We start from the raw sequence: 23,491 nt of genomic DNA on the forward strand, positions 1-23,491 counted from the left end.
AGCCGAGGCGCCGGAAGAGTCAGGCATCAGCACGTCGGGCGCCACCCACACCTGTGGGTGGCGCCCTTCGTCATTCTCAGCCCCGTACCAGGCCACGCCCGCGCGCGTCTTAGTTCGCCCATCGGCGCAGGTCCCGGCTGCGACGCTCGTATCGTTCGGTGAGGCGCAGGCGGTGGCCATCCGGGCGAGGGCCTAGCGCGACGATGGGGTCAGTGACTTGATAGGTGGCCCGGTACACCAGCACCTTCGTGGCGGTTTCCATCCACACGTCGGTGTCCTTCGCCGGCGGGAGGGGCCCGAGGACGGTGACGAACCAGGTGGGAAGCATCACCTGCCGGTTGAGGGCGTTGGTCAGGCGGCCGCGCATCTGCCCATGCAGTCGCTGGGTGGCCTTCCGAGCGGCATTGATGACGCGTGCCTGCCGGGCGCGATTCGTGTCGTCCTCCGCAAGCTCTTCGCGTGCTTCGGCAGCGGTCATGGCGAGAAGCGGCAGATCCTGCAGGGCCTGGCGCACCTTGGGCACGGCGGCCCTGAACTCGGCCGCCGCTTGGGTGTGCCGTTTGTGCTGGGGGAGTGTGCCAGCCAGGGTCTCGGTCGCCTTCAGCACCACCTGATGGTGAGCGTCCCGCTCTCGGACCGCGGCCTGGTGCCGGTTGATTGCCGCCTGGAGGCCCTGACGCTGCGCAACGGTTAGCAGACCTGCTTCCGCGTCCAGCCCGAGCTCGACGGTGCGCACCAGGCGACGTGTCTCGGGTGTGTCGTCGTCGAAGTCGACGGTTTCGGTGTCGGGGGAGTGGCGGATGTGCCGCTCGAGCCACTCCACACGAGTGGCCAGGCGCTTGAGGAGCCGCCTGCTGTCGTCGATATCGCTGGACAGGTCCGCTTCGACGCGGTCGACCTTCTCCTCGACTTCGCCCACGTCGTAGCGAAGGCTGCTGATCTTCTCCGGGAGGTTCTCCACCTCGAGGTCGTCGACGGTGCGCTTCACGTCGTCGACGGCTTGGTTCAGCTCCTCCAGGTCGGAGCGCACGCTGCGCAGTTGGCGGCGCAACTCGTCGGCGCCGTAAGCACTGTCCATGCTCACGCGGACTCCCCCTTCACCGCAGCTGGACTGCTGTCGACCAGCACGACGTTGGTCACCGCAGCGACGATCAAATAGAGAACGGTGAACCATGCCGAGATCAGGCTGAAGGCGAGAACCCCCGCCAGGGCGCCGAGTGCGTTCACTGCGAGAGCGGCATACCGCTGAGTGCGGTGCCTGTCGGCAGTGATCTGCTGCGCCCAGCAGCTCAGCACCGTCAACAGATGGACGACCAGCAGGATGAGCCACCCCATGCCCACCCAGCCGGGAATGACCGCCAGGCCCACCAGGACAGTCCCGGCAGATTGAGCGCCGACCGTCCAGGAGACGATGCGTTGGCTCAGGGCCCGGTGAGGCTCCTCCCGCAGTGCCGGGATGCGCTGTTCATAGGCGAGGAGGGCATCCACGGCCTTTTCCAGCGTGCTGATCGCGGCGACCAGGTCCGGTGATTCAGCTGGTAGTGCCTGTAACTTCGCTCGTTCCGCTCGGATTGCTGCCTGGTGCTGTTCGTAGGTCCTGACTATCTCAGTTTCGATGTCGACCATCACGCCCCTACTTGTGATTCGGCGGTCCCCGCGTTCATGAACACTGCCCGGCCGCGTGCGTGGTCAGCCGCGCAGTCTTTCCACGGTACGTATCGGCTCTGACATCCAGGCCCGCACGATCTGTCCCCGCAGGGGGTGCGGGCTCTGGCCGCTTCATGGCCCCGCACCCGGTCGTGCAGGGGCCGGTCCGGTGGCGCCGTCCAACGACAACGCGATCACTCACGGTGATCTACGCCCCTCAGAGTGCCCATTGGTGATCACACTTGGCTGACGATCACCCACGTCCAGCCACAGAACGGGCCAAGGCACTCAGGCCCGTGAGAGTGTGAAATCCGCTCAGGCATGAGAAGAAAGATGAGGGAGGGGCGGCAGCACGTGACCGCGGGGACAGAGCAGAGGCCAGTGACGCTCACGAGAACTCACCGCATACTCATCGGGGTCGTCGTCGCCGGAGCGGTGGTCATCGCCGCCATCGGTTTCGCCGGGTCCTACGCCGCCGTACGCGAGCTCGCCGAGAAGAAGAGCTTCGGCGACTTCTCCCTGGTCTTCCCCATCGGCATCGACGCGGGCATCTGTGTGCTGCTCGCCCTCGACCTGCTGCTGACCTGGATCCGTATCCCCTTCCCGCTGCTGCGCCAGACGGCGTGGATGCTGACGGCGGCGACGATCGCGTTCAACGGTGCCGCCGCTTGGCCCGACCCGCTCGGCGTCGGTATGCACGCCGTCATCCCGGTGCTCTTCGTGGTTGCCGTCGAGGCCGCCCGGCACGCGGTGGGCAGGATCGCGGACATCACGGCGGACAAGCACATGGAGGGCGTGCGGCTCACCCGCTGGCTGCTGTCGCCCGTGCCCACGTTCCGGCTGTGGCGGCGGATGAAGCTGTGGGAGCTGCGCTCGTACGAGCAGGTCATCAAGCTGGAGCAGGACCGGCTGATCTACCAGGCCCGCCTCCAGGCCCGCTTCGGGCGCGCCTGGCGGCGCAAGGCTCCGGTCGAGTCGCTGATGCCGCTGCGGCTCGCGAAGTACGGCGTTCCGCTGGCCAAGACGGCGCCCGCCGGGCTCGCCGCCGCCGGAATCGACGCACCCATGCTCTTCCTCAGTGCGCAACGTGAGGACACCACCGCATCCACGCCGGCTCCCGGGGGCAGAAAGCAGCTTGCGGAAGCTGAGGAACAGCTGGCACTGAGCGGATCCCCGCAGCCACTCCCAGCAGCCCAGCGCGGGGCACAGGCAACCCTGAGTTCTGGGCGTGATCCGTCCCTGCTGCAGGATCCTCAGCGCGCGCACCAGAACGCAGCCGCAGGCACACCTGACCTTTCCTCTGACGACGTCGGCGAGGTAGCCGACACCGATCTGGGCGAGACCTGGGAGGAGTTCCTCTACCGGGCCTGGTACGAGTACGCCAACACCTACGGCCAGTTCCCCACCACCGGTCACTTCGCCACGTACCTGGCCGAGCAATATGGCATCACCGACGCCGATGGACGTCCGCTGTCCGCCGATGTGGTGGATGCGAGCGTCCAGGCCTTGTGGCAGCAAGAGTTCCAGGACTCCGCTCCTGGCTCTGCGCCGGCGGATACGGAAGTTGAAGAAGAGGCTGAGCCGAGTCCCACGGTCACTGAGCCGCCGGTCCTGGCGGGCGCTGTGCCTGCGCAGACGGCCCGCGGCCTGAAGGTCGATGCCACGATCGACGACCCGGCCACCAGCGACGCGGGGGAGGGGAGCGCACTGTCCAAGGTCGACAGGTACTTCCTCGCCTGGCGCGAGTACCAGCAGCAGCACGGTGGCGAAGCCACCGACAAGGAACTGTCCGCCTACCTCGCCGAGAAGGGTGTGCTCGGCCGCGGCCAGCGTCCGGTCAGCCCGAGCACACTGCGCCGATACTTCCTGGCCTTCCGGATCTACAGCGTGTGGGCCGAGCACCGGATGCGCAGCGACTACCCCTCGGCCGAGACAGTTGCGCAGGACTGCGCAGCCTGGGGGATCACCGCCCAGTACAACGAACCCGTCACCGCTGCCGACATCACCGAGCACGCCGAGGACTTCGAGCGTCGCTGGCAGGCCCTTACCCGGCACCACGCCGCCGCATCCTGACGCCCGCCGATGCGCATCGTGCACCTACAGCGCGCCAGCAGGGATGCCGCCTGCGCAATCACAGAGATCCCTGATCATCTGCGCCCTGCGCAGCTAGCGTGATCATTGCGCAGCGCTGCGCAATGGCGTCTGCGCAGTCCCGCACCTGTTGATTTGTCGAGGAGGAGACCTGTGCGCGCATTGCGCATCGCAACGGACAACACCGTCGCCGAGGTCGCGCTGCCTGAAGAGGAGACGCACCAGGCAATCCGAGAGCAGGTCGGAACCACCGGCGCCGTCGACCAGGCCGTGTATCACCGCCAGGCGCTCCTGCACGTCCACGGCGAAGCCACGGTGATCGGGCTCCAGGAGAACCTCGTCGCCTGGGCACTGGCGAGCGCCTGGCGCGGTACGGCTGTGTACCCGATGCATGGGCCGATCATCGTCACAGGACGCACAGAAACCGGGGGAGTGGCACCGCTGGACGACGACCTTGCGCAGCACGCCTACGCCGTTGCGCACACGGTCCGGGAGACGCTGAACGAATGGCGGACCCGCCGGCCCATCTCCAACGAGGCAGCCATTCAGGAGCTTCTGGCCTACGCAGCGCGCGACGCCGTCGATCGATAGTCGCAGGCCCGGCATGCGCAACGCGCAGCACCGGATGTGTCGGCCCGGGCGGTGGAACCGAGCCGGTGACGGTCAGGTGTACGTCGCACCTTCGGTGACCGTACGCGTCCAGATGGCGGCCGAGGCTGGGCCGGCCACACCGAGGGCGAGCGCCACGGTGGTGGTGGCGGCTACCCGAGCCGGCCGATGTTTGATGACCGATGCAGGCCCTCGTAACCGGTGACCGGTGCAGGGGCGCATCGGCCATCGGTCACGAGCGATCCGCCGCTCATCGGTCACCGCTTGGCCGTGACCGATAGACGCGCACGGCGGCCCCGTTCCAGCCCACGCAGACCCGGCTTGCCCGTCCCTGGATGGGGCTTGCCCGGGTGGCATCGGCCGGTCACTGGGGCTTGCCCAGCGCCCCGCCAGGCTTGCCTGATCGGTCACGAGGGGTTTGCCCGTCACACGGGCATGCCCCTCATCTGCTCTTTGAGGGTCTGGGGCAAGCCTTCGGGCAAGCCGCTCTGAGGAGAGTCAGCGAGGACGGCGATGGCGCCGTCGGCTGCGGCCTGGGCGGCGAAGTCGTGACCGTCGAGGGTCCGTCCTTTGAGGCAGGCGAACAGTCCGCCGGGCGCGATGTCGCGGGAGTCGAACGAGATCGGCGCGGTGACCAGGGCGTTGGCGTCGGTGATGTTGTGCAGTCGGCCCTGGGTGACCTGGGCGATGTCGGCGAGGGTCAGGGGGATCATGAGGCTCCGTAAGTTGTTGGGCGGCCCGGGAGGGCCGGGTGTGGCTGATGAGGCTCTGTCTTCAGTGGCTTGCAAGGAGTGGCCGCCCGGCTCTCCAGGGCGCCCTGGCTGCTGATTGAGATGTGCGCGCTGTGTGCGGTCGCTGATTACGGAGATGACAGCGGGGTGTTCCTCGGGCCGACGGCATGCTGTGCGGAACGAGGAGGGGCGAGTGAGCAAGCAACGGGCCCGGGCCTGGGCAGGTATCGACGGGCAAGGGCCACCACTGGGCGGCCGTGGTCGATGAAACCGGTGCCACGCTGTGGTCGAAGAAGATCGACAACGACGAGTCGGCGATCCTGACCGCGCTCGGCGAGATCCTGGATCTGGCAGACGAGGTCCACTGGGCGGTGGACATCTCCGGCACGTCCTACGCGCTGCTGCTGGCCCTGCTCGCTGCCCACGGCCAGCGGGCCGTCTATGTCCCCGGACGGACCGTCAACCGCATGTCGGGCGCCTACCGCGGCGAGGCGAAGACCGACGCCCGCGACGCTTACGTCATCGCCGAAACCGCCCGCCACCGCAACGACTTCGCCGCGATCGACGTGCCCGCCCAGCTCGCCGCCGACCTCGCTCTGCTGACCGCCCACCGCGCCGATCTGGTGGCCGACCGGGTACGGATGATCAACCGTCTGCGCGACGTGCTGACCGGCGTCTTCCCCGCGCTGGAGCGGGCTTTCGACTACTCGGCCCACTAGGGCGCGCTGGTGCTGCTGATCGGCTACCAGACACCGGCCGCGATCCGTCACCGCGGACGGGCCCGGCTCACGGCCTGGCTGGCCAACCGCGGCGTGCGCAACGCGGACACGGTCGCGGCCACGGCGTTGGAGGCTGCGCAGGCACAGCAGACTGCCCTGCCCGGTGAGGAGGTCGCTGCGCAGATCGTCGCCGACCTCGCAGCACAGATCCTCGCCCTCGACGACCGGCTCAAGCGCATCGACAAGCAGGTCCGCGAGACGTTCCGGTCCCATCCCCAGGCGGAGATCATTGAGTCGCTGCCCGGCATGGGCCCGATACTCGGGGCGGAGTTCGTCGTCGCCGCGGGCGACCTGTCGGCCTATGCGGACGCCGGCCACCTGGCTTCGGCGGCCGGACTCGTGCCCGTGCCACGCGACTCCGGGCGCCGCACCGGCAACCTCCACCGGCCCAAGCGCTACAGCCGCCGCCTGCGACGGGTCTTCTACATGTCCGCCCAGACCAGCATCATCCGCGAAGGACCGAACCGAGACTTCTACCTCAAGAAGCGTGGCGAGGGCTGCAAGCATGTCCAGGCCGTCATCGCCCTGGCGCGCCGACGGGCGAGTGTCTTGTGGGCGCTGCTGCGTGACGGAAGGGTGTTCACCTCCGCCCCGCCGGTCACGCAGGCGGCTTGACTTCGTCATTGAGACTCCTTGCGCAGGGGAGCCCAGGACGACTCCGCGGCCGGCGTAGAACCGGTCGAGGTGCGTCCAGGGCACGGTATGGAATTCCTGGGACTGCCCGGGCAGGCCGGACGGGTTGTGCAGGACGACCCCGCCGGGCCCGGATCCGACGGCGAGTACCAGGTGCCCGCCGCGCCCTGTCGGTGCCGGGTCAAGGGTGCGGATGGTTTTATGGACGGACAGCAGCAGCAGATTCCCGCGTGCGACCTCGGCGTCGATCTCCTTGGCATCCAGCTCGGGCCGCGCCTCGGCGCGCAGGTGCCAGCGCCAGGTGACCCAGTCGGCGAACGGCGCGTAGATCAAACCCTTCACCGTGGTCTCCCCGGTGCGCACGTATGCGCCCGCGGCGAGGGCTTCGCGGAGGAGCGGTACGGACGGCGGTACCGGGTGGCCCCAGAAGTCCAGGGCCATCCGCAGGCAGGCCATGCCGCACATGCGCGGCGCCCAGAACGCGTACTCCTCGCGGCTGTCTGCACCGGACTTTTGCCAGAGCGGGTCGTCGGCCGCCGACCTGGCGCCGGTGATGAATTCGGGTACCAGGTCGGCGGATTCCCACTGTGAGTAGTACGGGACACGGTGCACGGTCGTGGAGCCAGTCATGACCCCGCAGTCTGCTACGGCACGTACGCGGGCTTCGTGAACGCCGTGTCCAACACGTGCACGATCAGCTCTTCGTGCGAGATGTCAGCCGCGCGGGCTATCGTGGCGAGATTGCCCAGCTCGGACCGGCCGGGCACCGTGTTGATTTCCAGGACTGGCGTCCGGCCGCTGGGAGCGATGAGGAAGTCGACGCGGGAGACGCCGGGCGCGACGACGAGCCGGTGGACTCGCAGCGCGATCTGGTTCATCTGCGTCGCCATGCGGCCGGCCTGGGCAGCGGGAGTGCTTTGTGGAGTCTGGGATCGCGAGCCGCTGCTGGGGGATACTGGTGGCGTGAGCGACAGTGTTGTGTTGGGGCGGTGGGGCCATCTGGCTGGCCGACTTCCGCATGCCCTGGAGGAGCTGGACGGCCCGGTGTCGGGTGTAGTGCGTTTGCCGCAGCATCTGGCCTGGTCCGGACTGACAGAGTTCGATCTTGCGGATGAGCAGCTGCTGATCGGCATGTACCGGATCGTGCTGAACAACGGGCAGCGCGATGATCTGGTCGCCTACTTGGACGCCGGGCTGCTGCGCGCGTACTGGCCGAAGCTCCGGCTTACTTTGGGCAAGCCACTCAGGTCGTGCTGGGAGCAGCGTTTCCCCTCCCTCGTTTCCGCTGATGCTGCAGCGTGAGACTTCCCGCGCTGCACCAGCAGCTACTGGCTGATGCCTTGGAAGCGGGTGCCCCGCACGGTTTGGTGCTCGCCGGTGGATATGCGGTGCAGGCCCATCGGCTGGTGTCCCGGGTGAGCCAGGACCTCGACTTTGCAACGACTAACCCAGCGGGGATGGACGTCATCGTCGCTCACCTCGTCCAGGCCCTGACCGAGAAGGGCTGGCAACTGTCGGTGGTCGAGGTCACACCGCGGATGTCTCGCTTGAGAGTGACCGACCCTGGGTCGGAAGAGACGGTCGAACTGGATGTACTCAAGGAAATCTTCTCCCGCCCGCCGGAGGAGTCGGAGGTGGGCCCGGTCCTCTCCCGTGATGACACCATCGGCCTGAAAACCCGGGCTGTTCATGATCGCGGATTCCCCCGCGACTTCCTCGATGTGTTCAGTGCTCGCCATCTCTACACCACCACGGACCTCGAGCGCCTCGGTGCTATGCATGACGACGAGTTTGATCTCGAGGAGCTCCATGCGCGCCTGGAGGCGGTTGCCTACACCTCGGACCGTGAGTTCGTTGCCTACGGCATGACACTCGAGGAGATCGCGGAGCTTCGTGCGTGGGTTCAGGAGTGGGAGACGGACCTGGGGATGCGCTTGGCTGCCCGCTACGGGGAGGCCCCTGACTGAAGGAGATGGGGTCGCGGTCCTTCAGACGGGCGGTGGACGGCCGGGACCCAGGCCGGGTCGGTAGCCCCTCCGCCCACCCGGGCATGCTGCCGGGAGTAAGGCTGCCGATCACCGAAGGGGAGAAGGCCCGAGCGGCACCGTATTAGGGTCGGTGATAGCCCGTGCCGGAATGGAGTGCCCGGGTTAGGCCCCGGTGCCCGAGAGGGACGCAGTACGACCCGGGCCGCCCCGCGCCTCACCAGACGCGGCTGGCATATCGGGGGCTTCGAGACAGACAGTCCCCGCGGATACCGGTTGAAGCGCATTCAGGTGTTGCCAGCCAGGGTAACGACGCGATGCATGGTCCGTGCGGTGCCGTCGTGAGTGCTTGAACCAAGAATGATTCAATTTATCCTATCTGCCGGGCTATCCGGTAACCCTGCGGTCGCTCTCGAAGCCCAGGCATGTGGCCTGCCCGTGCTCTAGCCCTCGGCGTCTCCGCGGTGGCTACCGACTTCACCCAGCCCGCCGCCGTCGCCCGGGACCTTGGCCGGCTGCGGACCGCCACCGGCATGCTGCCCGCGCTGCGGGAAGCTGGATACGCCAACGCCGCCCGCTACCCGCTCACCGACTGAGACGTGCCGCACCCGCACCCACCCCGGTCGCGTCACTACGCTGACGGCGGGCCAGGCCCCGGCGAACAGGGAGACCATGATCGACCGCATCGAAGCACTGCTGGACGAAGGTGTCCGCGACAAGGTCTACCCCGGCGCCGTCTGGGTCATCGGCGACACGAGCGTGTGGACCAGCGGTGCCGTGGGTGTCCTGGACCCCGACGAGCCCGAACACCGGATGCGGCCTGACACCGTCTTCGACGCTGCGAGCCTCACCAAGATCCTCGCTGTCTGGTCCTCCATCGGAGTCCTGTGGGAGGACAGTGCCCTCGACCTCGACCAGCCGCTGGGCGGCTGCTGGCCCGAGGTCGAAGGCCGCCCCCTCGGACAGGTCACCGCACGGCAGCTGCTGACGCACACCGCCGGCGTCCCGCTGCGGGCCCAGCTGAAGCACCTGTACGGCACCGACCGTGAGGCCATCCGCCGCGGCGCGCTGCGCGAGGAACTGCACCGGCCGCCCGGCGAGGCCGTTGAGTACACCGACCGGCAGCCCTCATCCTCGGCTACCTCGCCGAATACCTCTCCGGCAAGCCCCTGGACCAACTGGCGGCCGCCCGCACCTGGCGACCGCTGGGCATGGACTCCACCCGCTTCGGCCCGCTGCCCGACCAGCTCGCGGTCCGCTGTGCCCCGACCGAGCTGGACCAGGACACCGACACCCATCTCAAAGGCGTCGCCCACGACTTCTCCGCCCGCCTGCTGGGCGGGGTGTGCGGCATCGCCGGCGTCTTCAGCGTCCTGGACGACCTGAGGGCCTTCCTGCGGTACGTGCTGGAGCCCGCCACAGCTCCCACTGAAGCCGGTTTTGGGGCCGAATGGACTGCCCACTCCCTGACGGTCCAGACCGGCGGCCTGGAGCCCGCACGCGGCCTGTTCTGGCACCCTGCTCCCGGCACCAGCGACGAGCAGGACGTATGGGTGCACTACGGCTTCACCGGCACCGGCATGTGGCTCTCGCCGACTGTCGGCCGGTGGGCCGTGCTACTGACCAACAAGTTGTACTACACCCGCGACCGCCAGCCACTGACTGATGTACGAAACACCTTCCGTGAACTGGCTTTCTCCTGACGCTCAAAAGGATGGCCCGGCATTCGCCGGGGAGGCCTTCGCTTGCAGCTGTGAAGGTTAGCCTCTGATCGTGGTCGGTGCGACTTCCAAGGCCAGCCACTCCCATTCATGATGGCCGATGACTCACGTGGCTCCGGATCAGTCGGCCCCGCGAAGTGGTTTTGGCCACACTTGCAGTGAGGTAAAGCGTCGCATCGAGGGACTGGCCAAGGGGCACCCTGTAACAGCCTGCGCTTTGCGTGCCTATCCGCTACAGAGCCTGGCGCCTCCCGGATTCGTTCAGCAGGTCGTTGATGAGCTGTTCGGTCTCGATCTCCAGGGAGCAGTCGAGGGCTCGGTTGATCTGTTGGAGTCGGGTGATGGCGGTGTGTAGTCCGGAGCGGTTGTCGGCGGCGTGCTCGATCCGCATCCAGTCGCGGTAGAGCAGCTCGGCACTGTCGTCCACGTCAAGGCCGGCCGCTATGGCCTGCCGGGCTGCAGCGAGGTCGTGGTGCGGTCCTGGCGCGGTGCGGTACGTGGCCACGGTGTGGGCGACGTCGATGATCCGGGTCATCATTTCCTGCTGGTAGGGCTGAGCCCAGGGAAGCGGGCGGGTACCGAAGGGGCGGCCCCGTACCAGGCCGAGTGCCTTTTCCAGGTCGGGCAGACTGGCCGGGCCCAGGGGCAGGGCGTGCTCGGCGAGTTGGGTGAAGCGTGTCCAGTCGCACCGTACGGCCTGGGAGATGCTGTAGGGGTCGTCACCGGCGTGCCGCCGCGGCACGTACGGCTTGCCTGACGGGTCGTTGCCGAGGGCACGTCGCAGTCCCTGCAAGCGCGCGTTGAGGGTGTCCTTGGACCAGGGGCTGACCGGGTCCATATCGGCGCACAGCACGTCGGCGCTGCGTCCCGGGCGGAAGTACAGCAGTGCGGCGAGCTGGGCCTGGCGCGGGCCGTGGCCGGTGCTGGCGACGCCGGTCACCTCCACCGGGCCCAGCACCTGGATCTCCGGCGCGTGCAGGTCCTGTGCCTCGGCCTCCTTACCCTCGTCTTCTTCGGCGACCGGCATCGTGTCTTCCCGGGGGACAGGGGCCTTGGCTCCCGGGTCCTTTGGTGCGTTCGCGGCGGGTTCCTCGGCCGGCTCGGTGTGAGGTTCCGTGGGCATGTCGGGAGCGGGCAGCAGGCGCAGCCCTGCCGGATCGGTCGAGGCGGCCAGCAACGCCGGGAACGCCTCCGCGTCGGCCGCGTCCGCAGGGGCTGCCGGCGCCATGCTCTGCTTCTCATCGGCGGGCGATACCGGTTCGGTTGGAGTCAGCGCTTTACGGCCCGGCTCGGGGCCGGGTTCGTCGGGCACGTCCTGCCATGGTCCTTCCGCGGGGTCGGCGCTCTGCCCGGAGACGGCCAAGGCCGTGGTGATCTGCTGGTAGGCCGCGTGCTCGAGACGCTGCAGCGTGATCGAGGTGCCGACGTGCTCGAGTTGCTGGGGCTCGTCGAGTGAGGCGCCCAGGATCTCCGCGTCGGGGAAGTGCGGGGCTGCTCCGCTCGCAGGGGCCACCAGGGCGACGGGAACACGATCGGCCTTGTCGATGAGTTCGGCGACCTGCCAGGCCAGGTCGGAGTCCAGCGTGGCGGCGCAGAGCAGCACGTAGGGCTGGTGGCTGGACTCGGGCAGCTGGTGGGCCTCCAGCAGCCGTTCGGTGAGATCCCGCAGAGCGTGCGCGGGCTGACGCATGTGCGCGATCCGGGAGGTGGGCAGCAACTGCGGCAGATCCTCGCCGAATCCGACGGTGACGACCTCGACCTCGGACGCCCACGGGCTCATACCCAGCTCCAGGGCGAGCGAGGTGCACACCTCGGTGATGTGCACCGTGTTGCCGTCCAGCAGCAGCGCCGAGACCTCGGTGAGGTTGAGCAGCAGCAGCTCGCCGGAGGTGGTGCTGCCCACCGTCACCAGCCCCGGATACGGGGCCGGTACCTCGCGTGCTGCCTCCTCGTCCAGGAGCTGCGCGTTCGCGGGCAGCTCCCACCAGTCGCCGCGCCCGGCCGTGAACGGTGCGTGCGGCTTCTGCGTGAGGTCTTCGGGCAGGATCTCGAGCGAGCGCGTGCCGATTCGCGCGGCCCGCAGCTTGGGCGGCTGCCCGTCGGCGTCGGCAGCTACGTGATGGGCGAGGGTGCGCAGGGCCATGTCCAGGTGGGCTGCGCCGGTGGGCTCGGCTGCCGCGGCCAGCTGGGCCTCGGACGCAGAGGTCTCGGGAGCGATCGCGATCTTCTCTCCGGGCTCGCGGCGACGGCGCTGCAGCAGCCTGCGCAGCGCGAGCGCGCCGGTGATGGCGGCGGCAAGGAGCGCACCGGCACCCAGCACGGTCCGGAGCTGCAGCGGGTGACCGACTGGTGCCGCCTCTTCCGGCGATGCTGTGGTGGGGGAGGGGAGCGTGTCGGAGGCCTGCAGGGGTGAGGCGCTGCTGGTGGGCTGTGGTGTCGCGGAGGGGGCTTCCTGGTCGGCTGGCTGTTGGGCAGGCTGGGAGGCGTGTTCGTCGGGGGTGGAGGCCTCCGGCGGCGCGGGGCTGGAGTGGTTCGGTGCGGGTGGGGGAGTGGCGCTCGTGTCACCGTCCGGGTCCTGGACTGTCGGGGGAGACTGCTGCTCGTCGGTTGGCTGGTCTTGTGCGGCGTCCTCCTGGGAAGTGTCTTCCGCGCCCTGGGCGCCGGGCACGGTGACTTGCTGGCCCGCGTAGATCACATCCGGGTCGGTGATGTGAGGCAGGCCGTGCGGCTGTGGCTTGCCCCGGCTGGCTTCGAACAGTTCGGGCCACTGCCTGCCGTCACCGAGCCGTTCCTCTGCGATCTTGGACAGGTAGTCGCCGGGCTTCACGGTGACCACCTGCTGGTTCGTCTCGCCCGCGGCCGAGCCGCTCGCGCCGAGTTGGGTCTTTAGGCCGTCGTCCTGAGCAGCGTGCGCGGTCTTGTATCCCGCGTCGGCGGGCAGCTGCAGCCGCCAGCCGGGCTGCAGGAAGCTGTTGGCTCGAAAAACCTGGCCATCGGCCATGGTCCGGCCCTCGTTCAGGGCGGCGATGTCCCGCCACCGTTCGCCATCGCCCAACTCCCGTTCAGCGATGCTCCACAGGCTCTCCGCCGGCCGGACGTCGCGCACCGTGTACATCCCGGCCTCAGTGTCGGACGTTGCCGGGCCGGCTGGGGCCTGCGCGGACTCGGCAGCCTGCTCAGGCAGGCGGGCAGCTGTTACGGCGGGAGCAGCCTGGGCCGGGGTGGCCAGCGCCGAACCCGCGGGCAGCAGCACCAGGATGCTTCCGATCAGCGCGGCTGCCGCGCGCTGCGACGCACCCAGCCCGCGCGGCGCGTGCCAGGTACGGCCGCGGAGCTGCGCGGCCAACTCCCTGGCGGCGCAAAAACTGAACTGGGCCCAGCCGATCCAGCCGACGGCGACGAGCAGCACCAGGAACGCGGCTCCGGTGTCCTGTCGGTCCAGCAGATGCATCAGGTCGTCGCGGCTGGTCTCCCAGACCACGGGGGTGGCCCAGGCCAGCAGCAGGGGCAGCCCGACGACCGTGCCGACCAGGACGAGCAGGCTGAGCACGGCCTTGAGCATCTTCATCACGGTGCGGGCGGCCGTGGCCGCGGGAGTGTGGCTGGTGCGCATCAGGGTCCTTCGGGAGCAGTGACACCGTGCAGGAGGGTGGCCGTGCCCTGGCCCGACACCGACAGTGAGCCGATGCCGACCACGGACAAGAACTTGGTGGCGTAGGAGCCGGTTGTGGTGACGGTGAGCGTTTTGCCGTCGGCAGACACCGCGACGGTGCCCGCGGCGCCGGCGGAGCGTAGGTAGGCCTGGGCCGCTGCCTGGGCGGCCTGCGGGTCGACGGTGATGGCCTGGCCGGAGATGGCCTGGGCCGGGTCGATGGCCTGCCCGCCCGCCCGGGCGGCCTCGGTGGCGATGTAGTCGGCGCGCTCGATGGCGCGCAGTTTCCCGCCGCCGTCGACAGCCAGGCCGATGATGCCGATGAGCGCGACGACACACACGGCGACGAACACGGTGACCCCACCGCGGTCGTTCAACTGGTCCCGCCCACGGCGCATCTGGTGAGAGACCATCTAGCCCTCCCGCTGCCTGTACTGGTCCACCACCGACGTCGCGGTCGATTCCAAGGTGCGGGCACCGGGGACCCCGGGCAGCAGGAGATCCGAGAGGTTCACGGTGCAGCGCACGGTCACCGTCACGGTCGCCACCTGCCCGACCGGCACGCTCAGCCCGCTTGCGTTCACGTTCACGCTGCTCGATGCGCACCTGATGCCCTGGTCGTCCAGCGATTCGGAGGCTGCCGTGTGCGCCGCGTCCGATGCAGCACCGGCGGTGCGGTGAATGGATGCTTCCCGGGCGGCGTCCTCGGCCGCGGCGTCGATCTTCGAACCGGACATGACCAGCCGGCCGCCGGCGATCGCCAGACACACGAACATGATCAGCGGCGGGATGATGATGGCGGCCTCGATCGCGGCGCTGCCCTCATCGTTATGGGCAGAACGCCGCATCCTTCTCAGCACGGTTTCACTCTCCTGGCACAGTCCAACGTTCCACGGCGCCCGAGGCCGACTGCGTGATCCGAAGGCCCGGAACCCCCGGGATCATCGACAGCGCGGTGCCGGACACCTCTATCCGCACGCGCTCGGCGTTGCTGCCGGCCGTGGACACGCTGGACCCCTGGAGGCTGTCGCCTGCTGTGCGTCCCAGTACCTCCCGGGCCCTGGCCGCGCCTGCAGCCGGAGTGGCCTGGTACGTGCGGGCTGCGGACAGGCCTTCGCGCGCGGCGGTCAGCGCGATCTGCCGTGCGTAGAACCACATCGAGGCCTGGATCACGGCGATGGTGGCGAGCAGCACGAACGGGAAGACGATCGCCATCTGGATCGATGCCTCCCCACGGTCCTCACGCCGTCTTCGTCTCAGCCACCCGGCCGGAAGACGGCCCTGACGGCGCATCAGATGCCGCTGAGGCTGCCGTTGTACCTGGCGATGACTGCGGCGATGGTTCCGGCGATCACGAGGGCGCCGGTGACGGCGGCGACCCAGATGATGACCGTGGTGATGCTGATGTCGCCGCGGTCCGGACGCCTGCTCGCCTCCGTGAGGCGCGCCTCCAGGCGCGTGGACAGCCAGTGCACAACGCGGTAGGTACGGGCAGCGGTGTACTTCATAAGGGTCACTCTCCACATAATCGACTTCTAGACGGTGAGCATGCGGATCACCGCGGGGAACGCCATCAGGAGCATCACGAGCACCGCGAGCAGAGCGCCGGGGGCGGTCATCTTCTCGCTGGCGGCGTTCGCCTCGGCGGCCTGGGAGGCAAGCAGTTCGGTGTTCAGCGCCGCGGTGCGCGCCCGCAGCGCCTTGTAGACGGCGGCGCCGTCGGTGGCCGAGCCGCGCATGATGTCGGCGACGTCGTCCAGAGCAGGCAGGTCGTACTGGTGCTTGAGGTCCTCGAGGGCCTGCCACGGCGGGATCTTCTCCAGCCGTGCGCGTCGCAGTGCCCCTTGCAGGTAGAGGAAGGGCCAGCCGCGGCCGACCGCGGCGGCCTTCTCCAGAGCCTCGGCCGGGCCGGCGTCCGCAGCCCGCTTCAGCGCGACCAGGTCGAGATAGGCGGCCAGTGCGTGCGCGAACTCCTCCCGCGCCCGCTTCGCCTGGTCGCGTACCGCCAGGTCCGGCGTGATGAACAGCAGTCCGGCGATGGCGAGTCCGACGATGGCCGGTACGTAGAACGGGACCGAGACGCCCGCGACGATCCAGGGGATGGTCACCAGCACCGGACACAGCAGGCCCAGGCCTGCGAGCGCGGTCTTCTTCAGCATGAACTGCCCGGGGCCCTGGCCGAGCAGGGCCAGGTTCTTAGCCGGGATACGCACGCCAGGCAGGCGCCCGAGACGGGCCAGCAGCCACCTGCCCCACACCTCGTCCCGGCTCAGCTCGGGCTCAGCCCCGGGCAAGGTCAGCCGGCCGGGGGCGGTGCGCTCCAGCGCGACGGCCAAGGCGGGCTGAGGCCGCAGCAGTTCGCGGACCAGGAGCGCTACGCCGGCACCGATGGTGCCGCCGGTGAGCACCATGGGAAACAGGTTCACCGCTGCACCCCTTCCAGCTCGCGCCCGGTCGGCTGCGCAGATGAATCAGCAGCGGAAACGGGCAACCGGACGGTGCTGCGCGCGTCGGTCACGAGAAAACGCGGGATGCGACGGAAGACGCCCAGCTGGCGCATCAGAGCCAGCGTGCCGACGAACCCAGCGGTGAGGAAGGCCAAAACGAGCTGGCCGAGCAGCGTGGAGTACGGGGCGGTATAGGACGGCACGAAGAACCCCGCGACGATGATCCCGAGGGTGATGAATGTCATCCACCGCACCGTGGTCCGAGGCTTGGCCCGGTCCGCCTCGATACCGCGCTTCTTGCCGACATCCTCGCGGACCGTCGCCGCAAGGTCCTCCAGCGCCTGGGCCAGACCCGGACCGCGGTCATTGACCGACAGGATGAGCGCAGCGACCACCTTGTCGGCTGTGACGTCGTCCAGTTCGTCGGCGAAGGCGCGCAGCGCCTCCTCAGGACGCCACCCCAGGCGAAGCCGCTCGGACAGATTGACGATCTGCTCCGTGAGCTCCTCCGGAGCCCCCTTCCGGCTGGTGATCATCGCCTGCTCCAGGCCCATGCCGAGACGAAGCAGGCCAGCCAGCCGCTGCGTCCACTCACTGAGGCCCTCCAGCTGGCCGATGCGGCCCTGCGCGGCCTGAGCCGGGGCAACCAGCCACGGCACACCGATCACGGCCGAGCCGAGCAGTACCCCGGCCACGAAGTTCCCGGAGGCCAGCCACACGACCAGGCCCAGCACAGCCGCCCCGACCATGAGCGTCCGGCGCCGCAGCTGTACTTCCTGCGACTGTTCCGGCCCCGTCCTTGCCGCTCGCCACCGCTGCCACAGCGGAGCCCTGCGCGGGGTATCAGTGCCGACGACACCCACTACCAGACCAATCAGCCCGGCCATCACGGCCATGCCGCTCAGAAGCGCCCATAGCAGAGTCACTGGGCCACCACCTTCAGCGGCAAGGGAGCCTGCCAGGCGCCGTAAGAGTGCTGCAGCAGCGTCGAGTCGAACCCGACGCGCCTGAGGTCGTCGATGCACGACGGGTCCATCCGCGGCACGGCTCGCTGCTCGTCGAACTCGAGCCCGGGGGAGAAGATCTCATTGGCTGCCGGGCGGCCGGACTCGCCCATCCCGGTGACCTCCATGATGTGGGAGACGAACCGGTGCCGGCGGCCGCCGACCTGCGTCTCATCGATCATGGAAACGTAGACGATGAAATCCAGGCCGTTGGCGATCTGCCGGTAGGCGAGCTGCTCGGACAGGTTGCTCCGGGCGAGCGCGTACAGCTCGGCGATCCGGTCGAAGACGATGTCAGGGCGCCGGGCGTGGATGGTGCACAGGGTGCCGCCCGCGCCATTGGTCAGGGCCTGCATCATGGCGATGATTTCGGGACCGCGGACCTCGCCGACGACGATCCGGTCCAGCGACAGCCGCAGCGACGGGTGAATCAGGTCCAGCAGCGTGATCTCGCCGGCGCCGCGCCCGGAGGCGTCCTTCTCCCCGTTGGATTCGCGTCCCATGAGGGAGACGACCTGGCGGTGGTAGCCATTGGTGTCCGCGTGGAGCTCGTCCTCGGTCTGGATCGTGGCGAACCTGGTCTCCGGATCGACCTCCTTCAGCATGGCCCGCATCAAGCTGGTCTTTCCGACCTTCTGCTTCCCCGCGATCATGACGTTCTTCTCGGCACGCACGCAGGCCGCCAGGAACTCCTTGATGATCGGGTCGATGGTGCCCAACGCGACCATGTCGTCCAGGTCGGCGTGCTTGACCCGGTGGCGGCGGATCACCGCATACGTCTTCGGACCCAGTGCGGTGATGGCCTGGAGCCGAGACCCGTCCTTTAGCGCCAGCGCCAGCATCGGGTTCGCCGTGGAGATCGTCCGCTCGCTGTGCCCAGAGTCCCGCGCCAGCTCGCGAAGCAGCTCCAGCAGCTCCTCTTCCGAGTCGGCCACCGGGCCGACCATGCGGCGCTTTCCGTCGCCGTAGTCCAGCCATACCTCGTCGTGGCCCTGGACGATGATGTCCTCAACTCGAGGGTCATCCAGATACGGCTGGAGCCGACCTGCCCGATAGAGCAGGTCGTAGACCGCGCGCCGCAGCGCGTCGTCCTCCTGCGCAGTGGGGTTCACGCCCCGCTCCACGGCTTGCGCGTCCGACCACAGGGCGACCGCGTCGTTGATCCAGCGCAGGCAGTGCTGCTCCTCGGTAGCACGGTCCAGCGAAGGGTCGGTCTTCAGCAACTCCTCCCGCTGCTTGGAGACTTGCGTCGCGATGTGCCGGGCGATCTTGTAGTCAACTTGGACGTGCGGAACCGGCGTGCCCACCATGTGCGGGTCCGCTGCCCTGCCTTCCACGGCGGTGCCTGTGGCCTGAGAAGGCCACTGCTTGTACACAGGGTGGCCGTTCACGGGCGGGCGAACGGTCGGATCAGGGTGAAGAGGCCTACCTCGCATACGCCACCTGCCCCTCGTCGGGGCCGGCCGTCTGCGGAGCAAGCCGAGCCCTACGCAGCACGGCCCGCTGCACCAGCACCGTGCTCGCCGCGCGGGCCGCCTTCATCAACGCCGACCTCGTGAAGTGACGGGGCTGCTCGGCCCCGTCGGACAGCACCCGGGCCTCCTTCGGCGCAAACGGCAGCGTCGCCACCACCGGCACCCGCAGCACTCGCTGTACTTCGCCAGCCGGGTAGGGGCCTTCGTCGACCATGAGCAGCCCGAGGTTGCCCACCCGCTCCTCCAGCGCCTCGATGCGCGCCTGTGCGGCCTGCAGGCACCTCAGCGTGTTGCGTACGACGACGATCAGCGCGTCTGCACGCTGCGCGAGCACCGCCGACGGCCCGAACGCACCGCTGCGCCCCAGATCGATCAGGACATCGTGGCCGTCCGCGGGCAGTGCATCGATACCGCGGAACATGTCGGCGAGCGGCTCCCACACCGGCCCGAGTCCGGCAGCCTGGGCCGGGTCGGTCACCCCCGGCAGCAAAAGCCGATCACGCGGGGACTCCTGCTTCCCGTCCTCGCTGCTGAGATCCACCAGCTGCCGCCAGAAGGCGTCCTTCAACTCCCCTTTGCGGGCGGCCACCGACAAATTCCGCAGGCCGTACCGGTCACCGAGCGTGCCCTGCAGCAAGCCGTGCAGCACCGCCCCGCCGTCCGGGTCGCATTCGGCCAGGATCATCCGCCTGCCCGGCTCGATCGGCCATGTCAGCAGCAGCGCCAGGGCGCTGGTGGTCGCGCCGGGTGCGCCGCTGCAGCCCGCCAGCGCGATTACAGCCATCAGCTACCGTCCTGCGCATCGAGGATGAGCCGGAAGGTGCCGGTGGCAACCCATGCCGCGACGGTCGGGCCGTCGCTGGCCGACGTGGCCACGTCGACGACCACGATTCCGGTGCCCGGCGCGGCCTTGGAGGCCTTCACCACGCGTCCGGCGATCGGGGGCGCCGTGGCCGGATCCTTGGCGAGCTCCTCGCCCTGCGCCGGGACGCGTACCAGCCGCACGCGCTGTCCGGGCACCAGCGCGGTGGCCGGTACCTGCTCAGGCTTGAGCCCGATCGGGACCAGCTGCTCGCCCGGCTTGACCAGCGAATCCTTCGTCACCTGCGAGGGGGACAGAAGCGAGCCGGGCTTGAGCTCGACCGACGCTCGCTTGCCCGCCACCGTCTCCAGCTCGTCGGCGCGCACCGCTTTGACCGCCGGGTCCAGGGCGACCGACGCCTTCCCCAGGTCCTGCTCGCTGAGGACTTGACCGACCTGGACGTCACGGACGACGGTCACCACCTGGGTACGGTGGCCGGCCTGGAGAAGGAGAACTGCCACGCCGGCACCACCAGCGGCGATGAGGGCCAGCGACAGGGCGATCACGCCCGGGCGACGCCTGCGTGCCGAAACTCGCGGTGGCGTCACCGGGTCCGCTCCACGCCCCTGAGACGGCACTCCATGCGTGGCGGCCGTGGGCGTGGCTTCCTTCGTCTTGTTCAACGCTCTTTCCCTCCGGGAGCTCTACCCGACGACCTGCAGCTCGCCGATCGCCACTTGTTCCTGGGACTCCCTGATCTCCGTCAGCTGTCCCGCTTCGCCGCCCCCGGACACCTGCCAATTCACCGTCCACGTCGACGTCGCGGTGAGGGTGTACTTGCCGCCGTTGTGCGAGGCCGACGTGCGCATGTAGGTGTGGCCGCAGGTCGGCGATTCCTGCTTTCCATAGGAGGCCTTGTACGGCGTGCCGGGCCCGGTGCAAGTCACCGTCGAGCCGTCGCCCATCTTCCAGACAATCTTGGTGACCTTGGCCGATGCCGTGACTGTCACGCCGCCGGCCGTCGCGCTGGCGGTGTTCGGCCCGTACGTGGTGGGGCTCTGGTTCACCCACATCCACACCGGGACACCCACGATGTATTTGCCAGCCGGTCGGGGACTTGCGATGTCGGGGCCAGACAGTCGCATCTTGTCCACGGCCTGCTGTGCGACCACGGCCGGGTCGATGGCGGGCAAACCAGCGGCTCCGTCGGCGACGAACGTGGTGATCACGGGTGTTCCGCCGGGCCCGGTCATGCAGACACGCTCGTACACGGCGCCGTCGCTTGGCGACTTGTCACCCCAGAGCGCCCCTCCGGCCGGTGGCTGAGGGTCGAGCTTCGTGACGGTGCAAACCGGCTTGCTGTCATTCGATGCAGCGGGCTGGTCGTTGCTGTCCGAACTACCGCCGCCGCTTCCGTCGACGCCGACGCCCACACAGAAGGACTCGAGGTCACACCCGCCGGCATCAACGGTCGGATCCCCGTCCACTGGGCCTGCCGCCAAGGCCAGCGGCAGTACCAGCGCAGCCACTCTCGGGCTCAGCATCCCTGGTCCTCCTGCTTAGTCCGCAGGATCACCCACTGGCCATTCCACTTCTCCGCCGTGACGACGCTGATGTACTTGGTGCGCCGCTCCTCGGGGAGCTTCACAGCGCGTCCGGACTTCCGCTCAACCAGCTTCCAGGAGGACACATCGACGCAGTCCCGCACGGTGGCTGAGGGGACCTTCCTCGACATATCGATCTTGGTGATGGCGGGGGAGCGGCTCGGTTCTCCCGTCGTGATGAAGCCCTTCTGCTCCAGCGCCTTGACCTCGTACTCGGCTGCGGTGTGAGCTTCACCGACTGCGTACTTCTCCAGGTCCGTGCCAACCACCGAAGCCTTGGCGTAGGCCGCGGTCTTCGCGTCCCAGTAGTGGTTGTAGCTGGCCAGTACGGCCTGGGCGTTCGGATCGGTCGTCTGGCTCGGCGAAGGAGACGAAGAGCTCGTGGCTGGGGAGCTGGTTGCCGGCTTGCCTGCCTCGCGAGTCCCGGCAGTGTCGCTGCAGCCGGTCAGAACCACCAGCGAGCCGAGCGTGACGACGGCAATGCCTGCAGCCACGCGCGAGGGACGACGTCGTTTTTGGAACGGTGCGGTACTCAATGCATCCTCCCCGTGTGGCACCGGTGGTGCCGAACTCCCTGGTCGCGTCACCTGCCGTCGAATTCCGTTACGACGTGCTTCGTGTACGCTACGCGACCCTCTGTCAAGTTCCCAGGTGGTTACGGTAGTTGCCGATAGCAACTCGGCGCACAGTGGTCCCCACTGTGCTATGGCCGCGGTGATCCTGCTCATCGGATGGCGGCCGCGGCGACCAGCAGAGTGCGGCGGACGCGGATCAATGTGGTGGTGCTCATGGAGGCTCCTTAGGGCTGCAGCTGGGTGGGGTCGACGGTGGCGGGCCAGATCGTGATGACGTCGCCGTCGAGGCTGACGAACTGGTTGGGGTGGGCCGCGCGTACGGCGGTGACGGACCAGATGTCGAAGGCTCCGCGGAGGATCAGCAGGCCGTTGTGGTGCGTGATGACCTCGTGGGCGCCGGTGGGCCAGATGGTGATGGTGTCGCCGTCGCGGGTCGCCTGCCGTGCGGGCAGGGATGCTCTGACGGCGGTGAGGTCTTCGTCGGTGAAGGGTCCGCTCAGGCGGATGAGGGTGCCGTGCCGGCGTACGCCCTGAGTGCGGGGCGGCCACGGAAGGGCCGGGGACGCGGTCGGTGCGGGCCTGTCGTGGCCGACGGCGACGGTTGCCTCATCGGCGCCATCGTTGGTGCGGGTGTGGACAAGCGGGGCTTGCTCCACGCAACCCAAAGTGACTTCGCAGGCGTGAACATGTCTCCGCGTTTCAGGCATGAAGAACTCCCGCGGGTAGAAAGCTCTTGCAGTTTGGCGAGACTATCCGCCGTTGTAGCAAACATAGAGTGTTTGCGTATGGGAAGTCCAGTGGTTTGCTTCGTCTCATCGGCTCGGCCTGTCCGGCCAGTTCACCCGATCGCGACGCCGCACATTCCGCATCACCTGGGACATCCCGGTGCCGAATCACTGGGCCGCACGCGCGCGGTCACAGTTCCGTCCAGGGTCGGAGGTTCCGGCCGGCCAGCGGCATCCACACGGATCCCGTGGGCCCGTGCGCTTCGAGGTCGTCGAGAACGGCGGCGCCGAGCGGAACTTCGCGGGCCAGTGCCGCGACGAGCGGATGCTGGGCGACCATGGCCTGCAGGTCGCTGATGCGGTTGTCCAGGGTGTGCCGGGAGGCACCGGTGAGGATGAACAGCACCCGCGGGAACACGGGATACCAGCGCAGCCAGGCGACCCCTGTTGCTTCCTGCTTCCGCCGACGGCCGACGGGCTGGGGCTCGTAGGACCACAGTCGCGCGTACTCGATGAGTTTCGTCGCCAGTCGCTCGCTGCCCATGGTGGCCCGGTCCACTTCGACGAACGCCCGTAGCTTTCTGCGTTGTTCGCCGGTTGTGAGGGTGTAGTGCATGACCGCGTCCGCTACGACCTTCTCGCTCTCGCCGATCGCGTGGGAGACCTCAGGTGTCCAGTCCAGGTGGCCGTGCTCGTCGCCGCGCCGGCGGGCGTCGGTGACGAACGCCAGGTGCGTGCGGACCACGGTGAGGGTGTGGGGGGGTCTTCAACGATGCGGCGGCGGGGGAGGTGATCGGATACGGAGGGCGGCCGCGCAGGGCCGGCCAGTCCCTTGTGAGGCGGGCGCCGTTTCGGGTGAGGTACCAGACCCGGGTGCGTCCCGACTGCGGCAGCATCTCGTAGGCAACCAGGTGCTCGCGGAGCAGCGCATTGAGGGGTTTGGAGATCGAGTGACGCGTTGTGCCGGGCCGCAGCAAGGTGTGGAGCTGGCTGGTGGTGGCCATGCGGTGC

Annotated in this window: 21 protein-coding genes and 5 pseudogenes; 7 read left to right on the top strand and 19 right to left on the bottom strand. The window is 68.6% G+C overall.

Annotated elements, in window-relative coordinates:
* Window positions 1–109 precede the first annotated feature (109 nt).
* Complete coding sequence (locus ACWCXB_RS29930) at window positions 110–1,084, bottom strand: CopG family transcriptional regulator (protein ID WP_450726880.1); 975 nt, start codon at window positions 1,082–1,084, stop codon at window positions 110–112.
* On the bottom strand, window positions 1,081–1,626 hold the full coding sequence (locus tag ACWCXB_RS29935) for a hypothetical protein (RefSeq protein WP_450726881.1): 546 nt from the start codon (window positions 1,624–1,626) through the stop codon (window positions 1,081–1,083). Before ACWCXB_RS29935 ends, ACWCXB_RS29930 begins: the two co-directional genes overlap by 4 nt.
* A gap of 354 nt (window positions 1,627–1,980) precedes the next feature.
* Here ACWCXB_RS29935 and ACWCXB_RS29940 point away from each other — a divergent pair, with 354 nt between their 5' ends.
* On the top strand, window positions 1,981–3,720 hold the full coding sequence (locus tag ACWCXB_RS29940) for a DUF2637 domain-containing protein (RefSeq protein WP_450726952.1): 1,740 nt from the start codon (window positions 1,981–1,983) through the stop codon (window positions 3,718–3,720).
* A 171-nt stretch (window positions 3,721–3,891) separates the two neighbouring features.
* A complete protein-coding gene (locus ACWCXB_RS29945; protein WP_450726882.1) occupies window positions 3,892–4,329 on the top strand; it encodes a hypothetical protein in 438 nt (145 codons plus the stop codon).
* 443 nt (window positions 4,330–4,772) lie between these two features.
* On the opposite strand, the gene ACWCXB_RS29950 is transcribed toward ACWCXB_RS29945, so the two are convergent.
* Window positions 4,773–5,060 carry a Mur ligase domain-containing protein gene (locus ACWCXB_RS29950; protein ID WP_450726883.1) on the bottom strand — a complete coding sequence of 96 codons (288 nt, stop codon included), beginning with the start codon at window positions 5,058–5,060 and terminating at the stop codon, window positions 4,773–4,775.
* 211 nt (window positions 5,061–5,271) lie between these two features.
* Here ACWCXB_RS29950 and ACWCXB_RS29955 point away from each other — a divergent pair.
* Window positions 5,272–6,472, top strand: a pseudogene (locus tag ACWCXB_RS29955) (IS110 family transposase).
* Window positions 6,473–6,604: 132 nt separating this feature from the next.
* Here the strand turns inward: ACWCXB_RS29955 and ACWCXB_RS29960 are convergent.
* Together ACWCXB_RS29960 and ACWCXB_RS29965 are read right to left on the bottom strand one after the other, a co-directional pair.
* Window positions 6,605–7,120, bottom strand: a pseudogene (locus tag ACWCXB_RS29960) (C39 family peptidase); the annotation flags it as partial.
* Window positions 7,121–7,134: 14 nt separating this feature from the next.
* Entirely contained in the window at window positions 7,135–7,623 is a 489-nt protein-coding gene (locus ACWCXB_RS29965) for a hypothetical protein (RefSeq protein ID WP_450726884.1), read from the bottom strand.
* Between ACWCXB_RS29965 and ACWCXB_RS29970 the strand changes: the two genes are divergently transcribed.
* The 4 genes and pseudogenes from ACWCXB_RS29970 (at window position 7,547) to ACWCXB_RS29985 (ending at window position 10,178) form a co-directional block, all read left to right on the top strand.
* On the top strand, window positions 7,547–7,792 hold the full coding sequence (locus ACWCXB_RS29970; RefSeq protein WP_450726885.1) for a hypothetical protein: 246 nt from the start codon (window positions 7,547–7,549) through the stop codon (window positions 7,790–7,792). The two genes, ACWCXB_RS29965 and ACWCXB_RS29970, sit on opposite strands and share 77 nt — an antisense overlap.
* Window positions 7,789–8,457: a nucleotidyl transferase AbiEii/AbiGii toxin family protein gene (locus ACWCXB_RS29975; RefSeq protein ID WP_450726886.1), complete on the top strand. Its 669-nt coding sequence runs from the start codon at window positions 7,789–7,791 to the stop codon at window positions 8,455–8,457. The genes ACWCXB_RS29970 and ACWCXB_RS29975 overlap by 4 nt, the downstream gene beginning before the upstream one ends.
* 396 nt (window positions 8,458–8,853) lie before the next feature.
* Window positions 8,854–9,071 (top strand): annotated as a pseudogene (locus tag ACWCXB_RS29980) (glycosyltransferase); the annotation flags it as partial.
* Between the two features lie 76 nt (window positions 9,072–9,147).
* Window positions 9,148–10,178, top strand: a pseudogene (locus ACWCXB_RS29985) (serine hydrolase domain-containing protein).
* 250 nt (window positions 10,179–10,428) lie between these two features.
* Here the strand turns inward: ACWCXB_RS29985 and ACWCXB_RS29990 are convergent.
* The 14 genes and pseudogenes from ACWCXB_RS29990 to ACWCXB_RS30055 all read right to left on the bottom strand — a co-directional run bounded on the left by ACWCXB_RS29990 (window position 10,429) and on the right by ACWCXB_RS30055 (window position 23,484).
* On the bottom strand, window positions 10,429–13,809 hold the full coding sequence (locus tag ACWCXB_RS29990; protein ID WP_450726887.1) for a LysM peptidoglycan-binding domain-containing protein: 3,381 nt from the start codon (window positions 13,807–13,809) through the stop codon (window positions 10,429–10,431).
* Window positions 13,809–14,261, bottom strand: a complete 453-nt coding sequence (locus ACWCXB_RS29995; RefSeq protein ID WP_450726888.1) for a pilus assembly protein TadG-related protein — start codon at window positions 14,259–14,261, stop codon at window positions 13,809–13,811. Before ACWCXB_RS29995 ends, ACWCXB_RS29990 begins: the two co-directional genes overlap by 1 nt.
* Complete coding sequence (locus tag ACWCXB_RS30000; RefSeq protein ID WP_450726889.1) at window positions 14,262–14,696, bottom strand: TadE/TadG family type IV pilus assembly protein; 435 nt, start codon at window positions 14,694–14,696, stop codon at window positions 14,262–14,264.
* 16 nt (window positions 14,697–14,712) lie between these two features.
* Window positions 14,713–15,141, bottom strand: coding sequence for a TadE family protein (locus ACWCXB_RS30005; RefSeq protein ID WP_450726890.1), 429 nt, complete (start codon window positions 15,139–15,141; stop codon window positions 14,713–14,715).
* Window positions 15,141–15,356 (bottom strand): hypothetical protein, encoded by a 216-nt coding sequence (locus ACWCXB_RS30010; RefSeq protein WP_450726891.1) that lies wholly within the window; start codon window positions 15,354–15,356, stop codon window positions 15,141–15,143. The genes ACWCXB_RS30005 and ACWCXB_RS30010 overlap by 1 nt, the downstream gene beginning before the upstream one ends.
* Window positions 15,357–15,383: 27 nt before the next feature.
* A complete protein-coding gene (locus tag ACWCXB_RS30015) occupies window positions 15,384–16,274 on the bottom strand; it encodes a type II secretion system F family protein (protein WP_450726892.1) in 891 nt (296 codons plus the stop codon).
* Entirely contained in the window at window positions 16,271–17,221 is a 951-nt protein-coding gene (locus tag ACWCXB_RS30020; protein ID WP_450726893.1) for a type II secretion system F family protein, read from the bottom strand. The genes ACWCXB_RS30015 and ACWCXB_RS30020 overlap by 4 nt, the downstream gene beginning before the upstream one ends.
* Window positions 17,218–18,609, bottom strand: coding sequence for a CpaF family protein (locus ACWCXB_RS30025; protein ID WP_450726894.1), 1,392 nt, complete (start codon window positions 18,607–18,609; stop codon window positions 17,218–17,220). The genes ACWCXB_RS30020 and ACWCXB_RS30025 overlap by 4 nt, the downstream gene beginning before the upstream one ends.
* Window positions 18,610–18,724: 115 nt before the next feature.
* The gene (locus tag ACWCXB_RS30030) at window positions 18,725–19,558 is read right to left on the bottom strand and encodes a hypothetical protein (protein ID WP_450726895.1); all 834 of its coding nucleotides are present in this window, start codon (window positions 19,556–19,558) and stop codon (window positions 18,725–18,727) included.
* Complete coding sequence (locus ACWCXB_RS30035; protein WP_450726896.1) at window positions 19,558–20,097, bottom strand: SAF domain-containing protein; 540 nt, start codon at window positions 20,095–20,097, stop codon at window positions 19,558–19,560. Before ACWCXB_RS30035 ends, ACWCXB_RS30030 begins: the two co-directional genes overlap by 1 nt.
* Before the next feature lie 183 nt (window positions 20,098–20,280).
* Window positions 20,281–21,120: an ATP/GTP-binding protein gene (locus ACWCXB_RS30040; RefSeq protein ID WP_450726897.1), complete on the bottom strand. Its 840-nt coding sequence runs from the start codon at window positions 21,118–21,120 to the stop codon at window positions 20,281–20,283.
* Window positions 21,114–21,716 (bottom strand): hypothetical protein, encoded by a 603-nt coding sequence (locus tag ACWCXB_RS30045; RefSeq protein WP_450726898.1) that lies wholly within the window; start codon window positions 21,714–21,716, stop codon window positions 21,114–21,116. Before ACWCXB_RS30045 ends, ACWCXB_RS30040 begins: the two co-directional genes overlap by 7 nt.
* 263 nt (window positions 21,717–21,979) lie before the next feature.
* Window positions 21,980–22,411, bottom strand: a complete 432-nt coding sequence (locus tag ACWCXB_RS30050) for a hypothetical protein (RefSeq protein WP_450726899.1) — start codon at window positions 22,409–22,411, stop codon at window positions 21,980–21,982.
* A 259-nt stretch (window positions 22,412–22,670) separates the two neighbouring features.
* Window positions 22,671–23,484 (bottom strand): annotated as a pseudogene (locus ACWCXB_RS30055) (replication-relaxation family protein).
* Window positions 23,485–23,491 lie beyond the last annotated feature (7 nt).

The sequence above is a fragment of the Streptomyces sp. NPDC001514 genome (assembly GCF_053597075.1).

Coding starts and splice junctions, on each gene's coding strand:
- ACWCXB_RS30030 (WP_450726895.1), bottom strand. CDS start 19,558: ATGGCTGTAATCGCGCTGGCGGGCTGCAGCGGCGCACCCGGCGCGACC.
- ACWCXB_RS30025 (WP_450726894.1), bottom strand. CDS start 18,609: ATGGTGGGCACGCCGGTTCCGCACGTCCAAGTTGACTACAAGATCGCC.
- ACWCXB_RS30000 (WP_450726889.1), bottom strand. CDS start 14,696: ATGCGGCGTTCTGCCCATAACGATGAGGGCAGCGCCGCGATCGAGGCC.
- ACWCXB_RS30010 (WP_450726891.1), bottom strand. CDS start 15,356: ATGAAGTACACCGCTGCCCGTACCTACCGCGTTGTGCACTGGCTGTCC.
- ACWCXB_RS30040 (WP_450726897.1), bottom strand. CDS start 21,120: ATGCTGAGCCCGAGAGTGGCTGCGCTGGTACTGCCGCTGGCCTTGGCG.
- ACWCXB_RS29940 (WP_450726952.1), top strand. CDS start 1,981: ATGAGGGAGGGGCGGCAGCACGTGACCGCGGGGACAGAGCAGAGGCCA.
- ACWCXB_RS29965 (WP_450726884.1), bottom strand. CDS start 7,623: ATGCCGATCAGCAGCTGCTCATCCGCAAGATCGAACTCTGTCAGTCCG.
- ACWCXB_RS29935 (WP_450726881.1), bottom strand. CDS start 1,626: ATGGTCGACATCGAAACTGAGATAGTCAGGACCTACGAACAGCACCAG.
- ACWCXB_RS29990 (WP_450726887.1), bottom strand. CDS start 13,809: ATGCGCACCAGCCACACTCCCGCGGCCACGGCCGCCCGCACCGTGATG.
- ACWCXB_RS29995 (WP_450726888.1), bottom strand. CDS start 14,261: ATGGTCTCTCACCAGATGCGCCGTGGGCGGGACCAGTTGAACGACCGC.
- ACWCXB_RS30005 (WP_450726890.1), bottom strand. CDS start 15,141: ATGCGCCGTCAGGGCCGTCTTCCGGCCGGGTGGCTGAGACGAAGACGG.
- ACWCXB_RS29950 (WP_450726883.1), bottom strand. CDS start 5,060: ATGATCCCCCTGACCCTCGCCGACATCGCCCAGGTCACCCAGGGCCGA.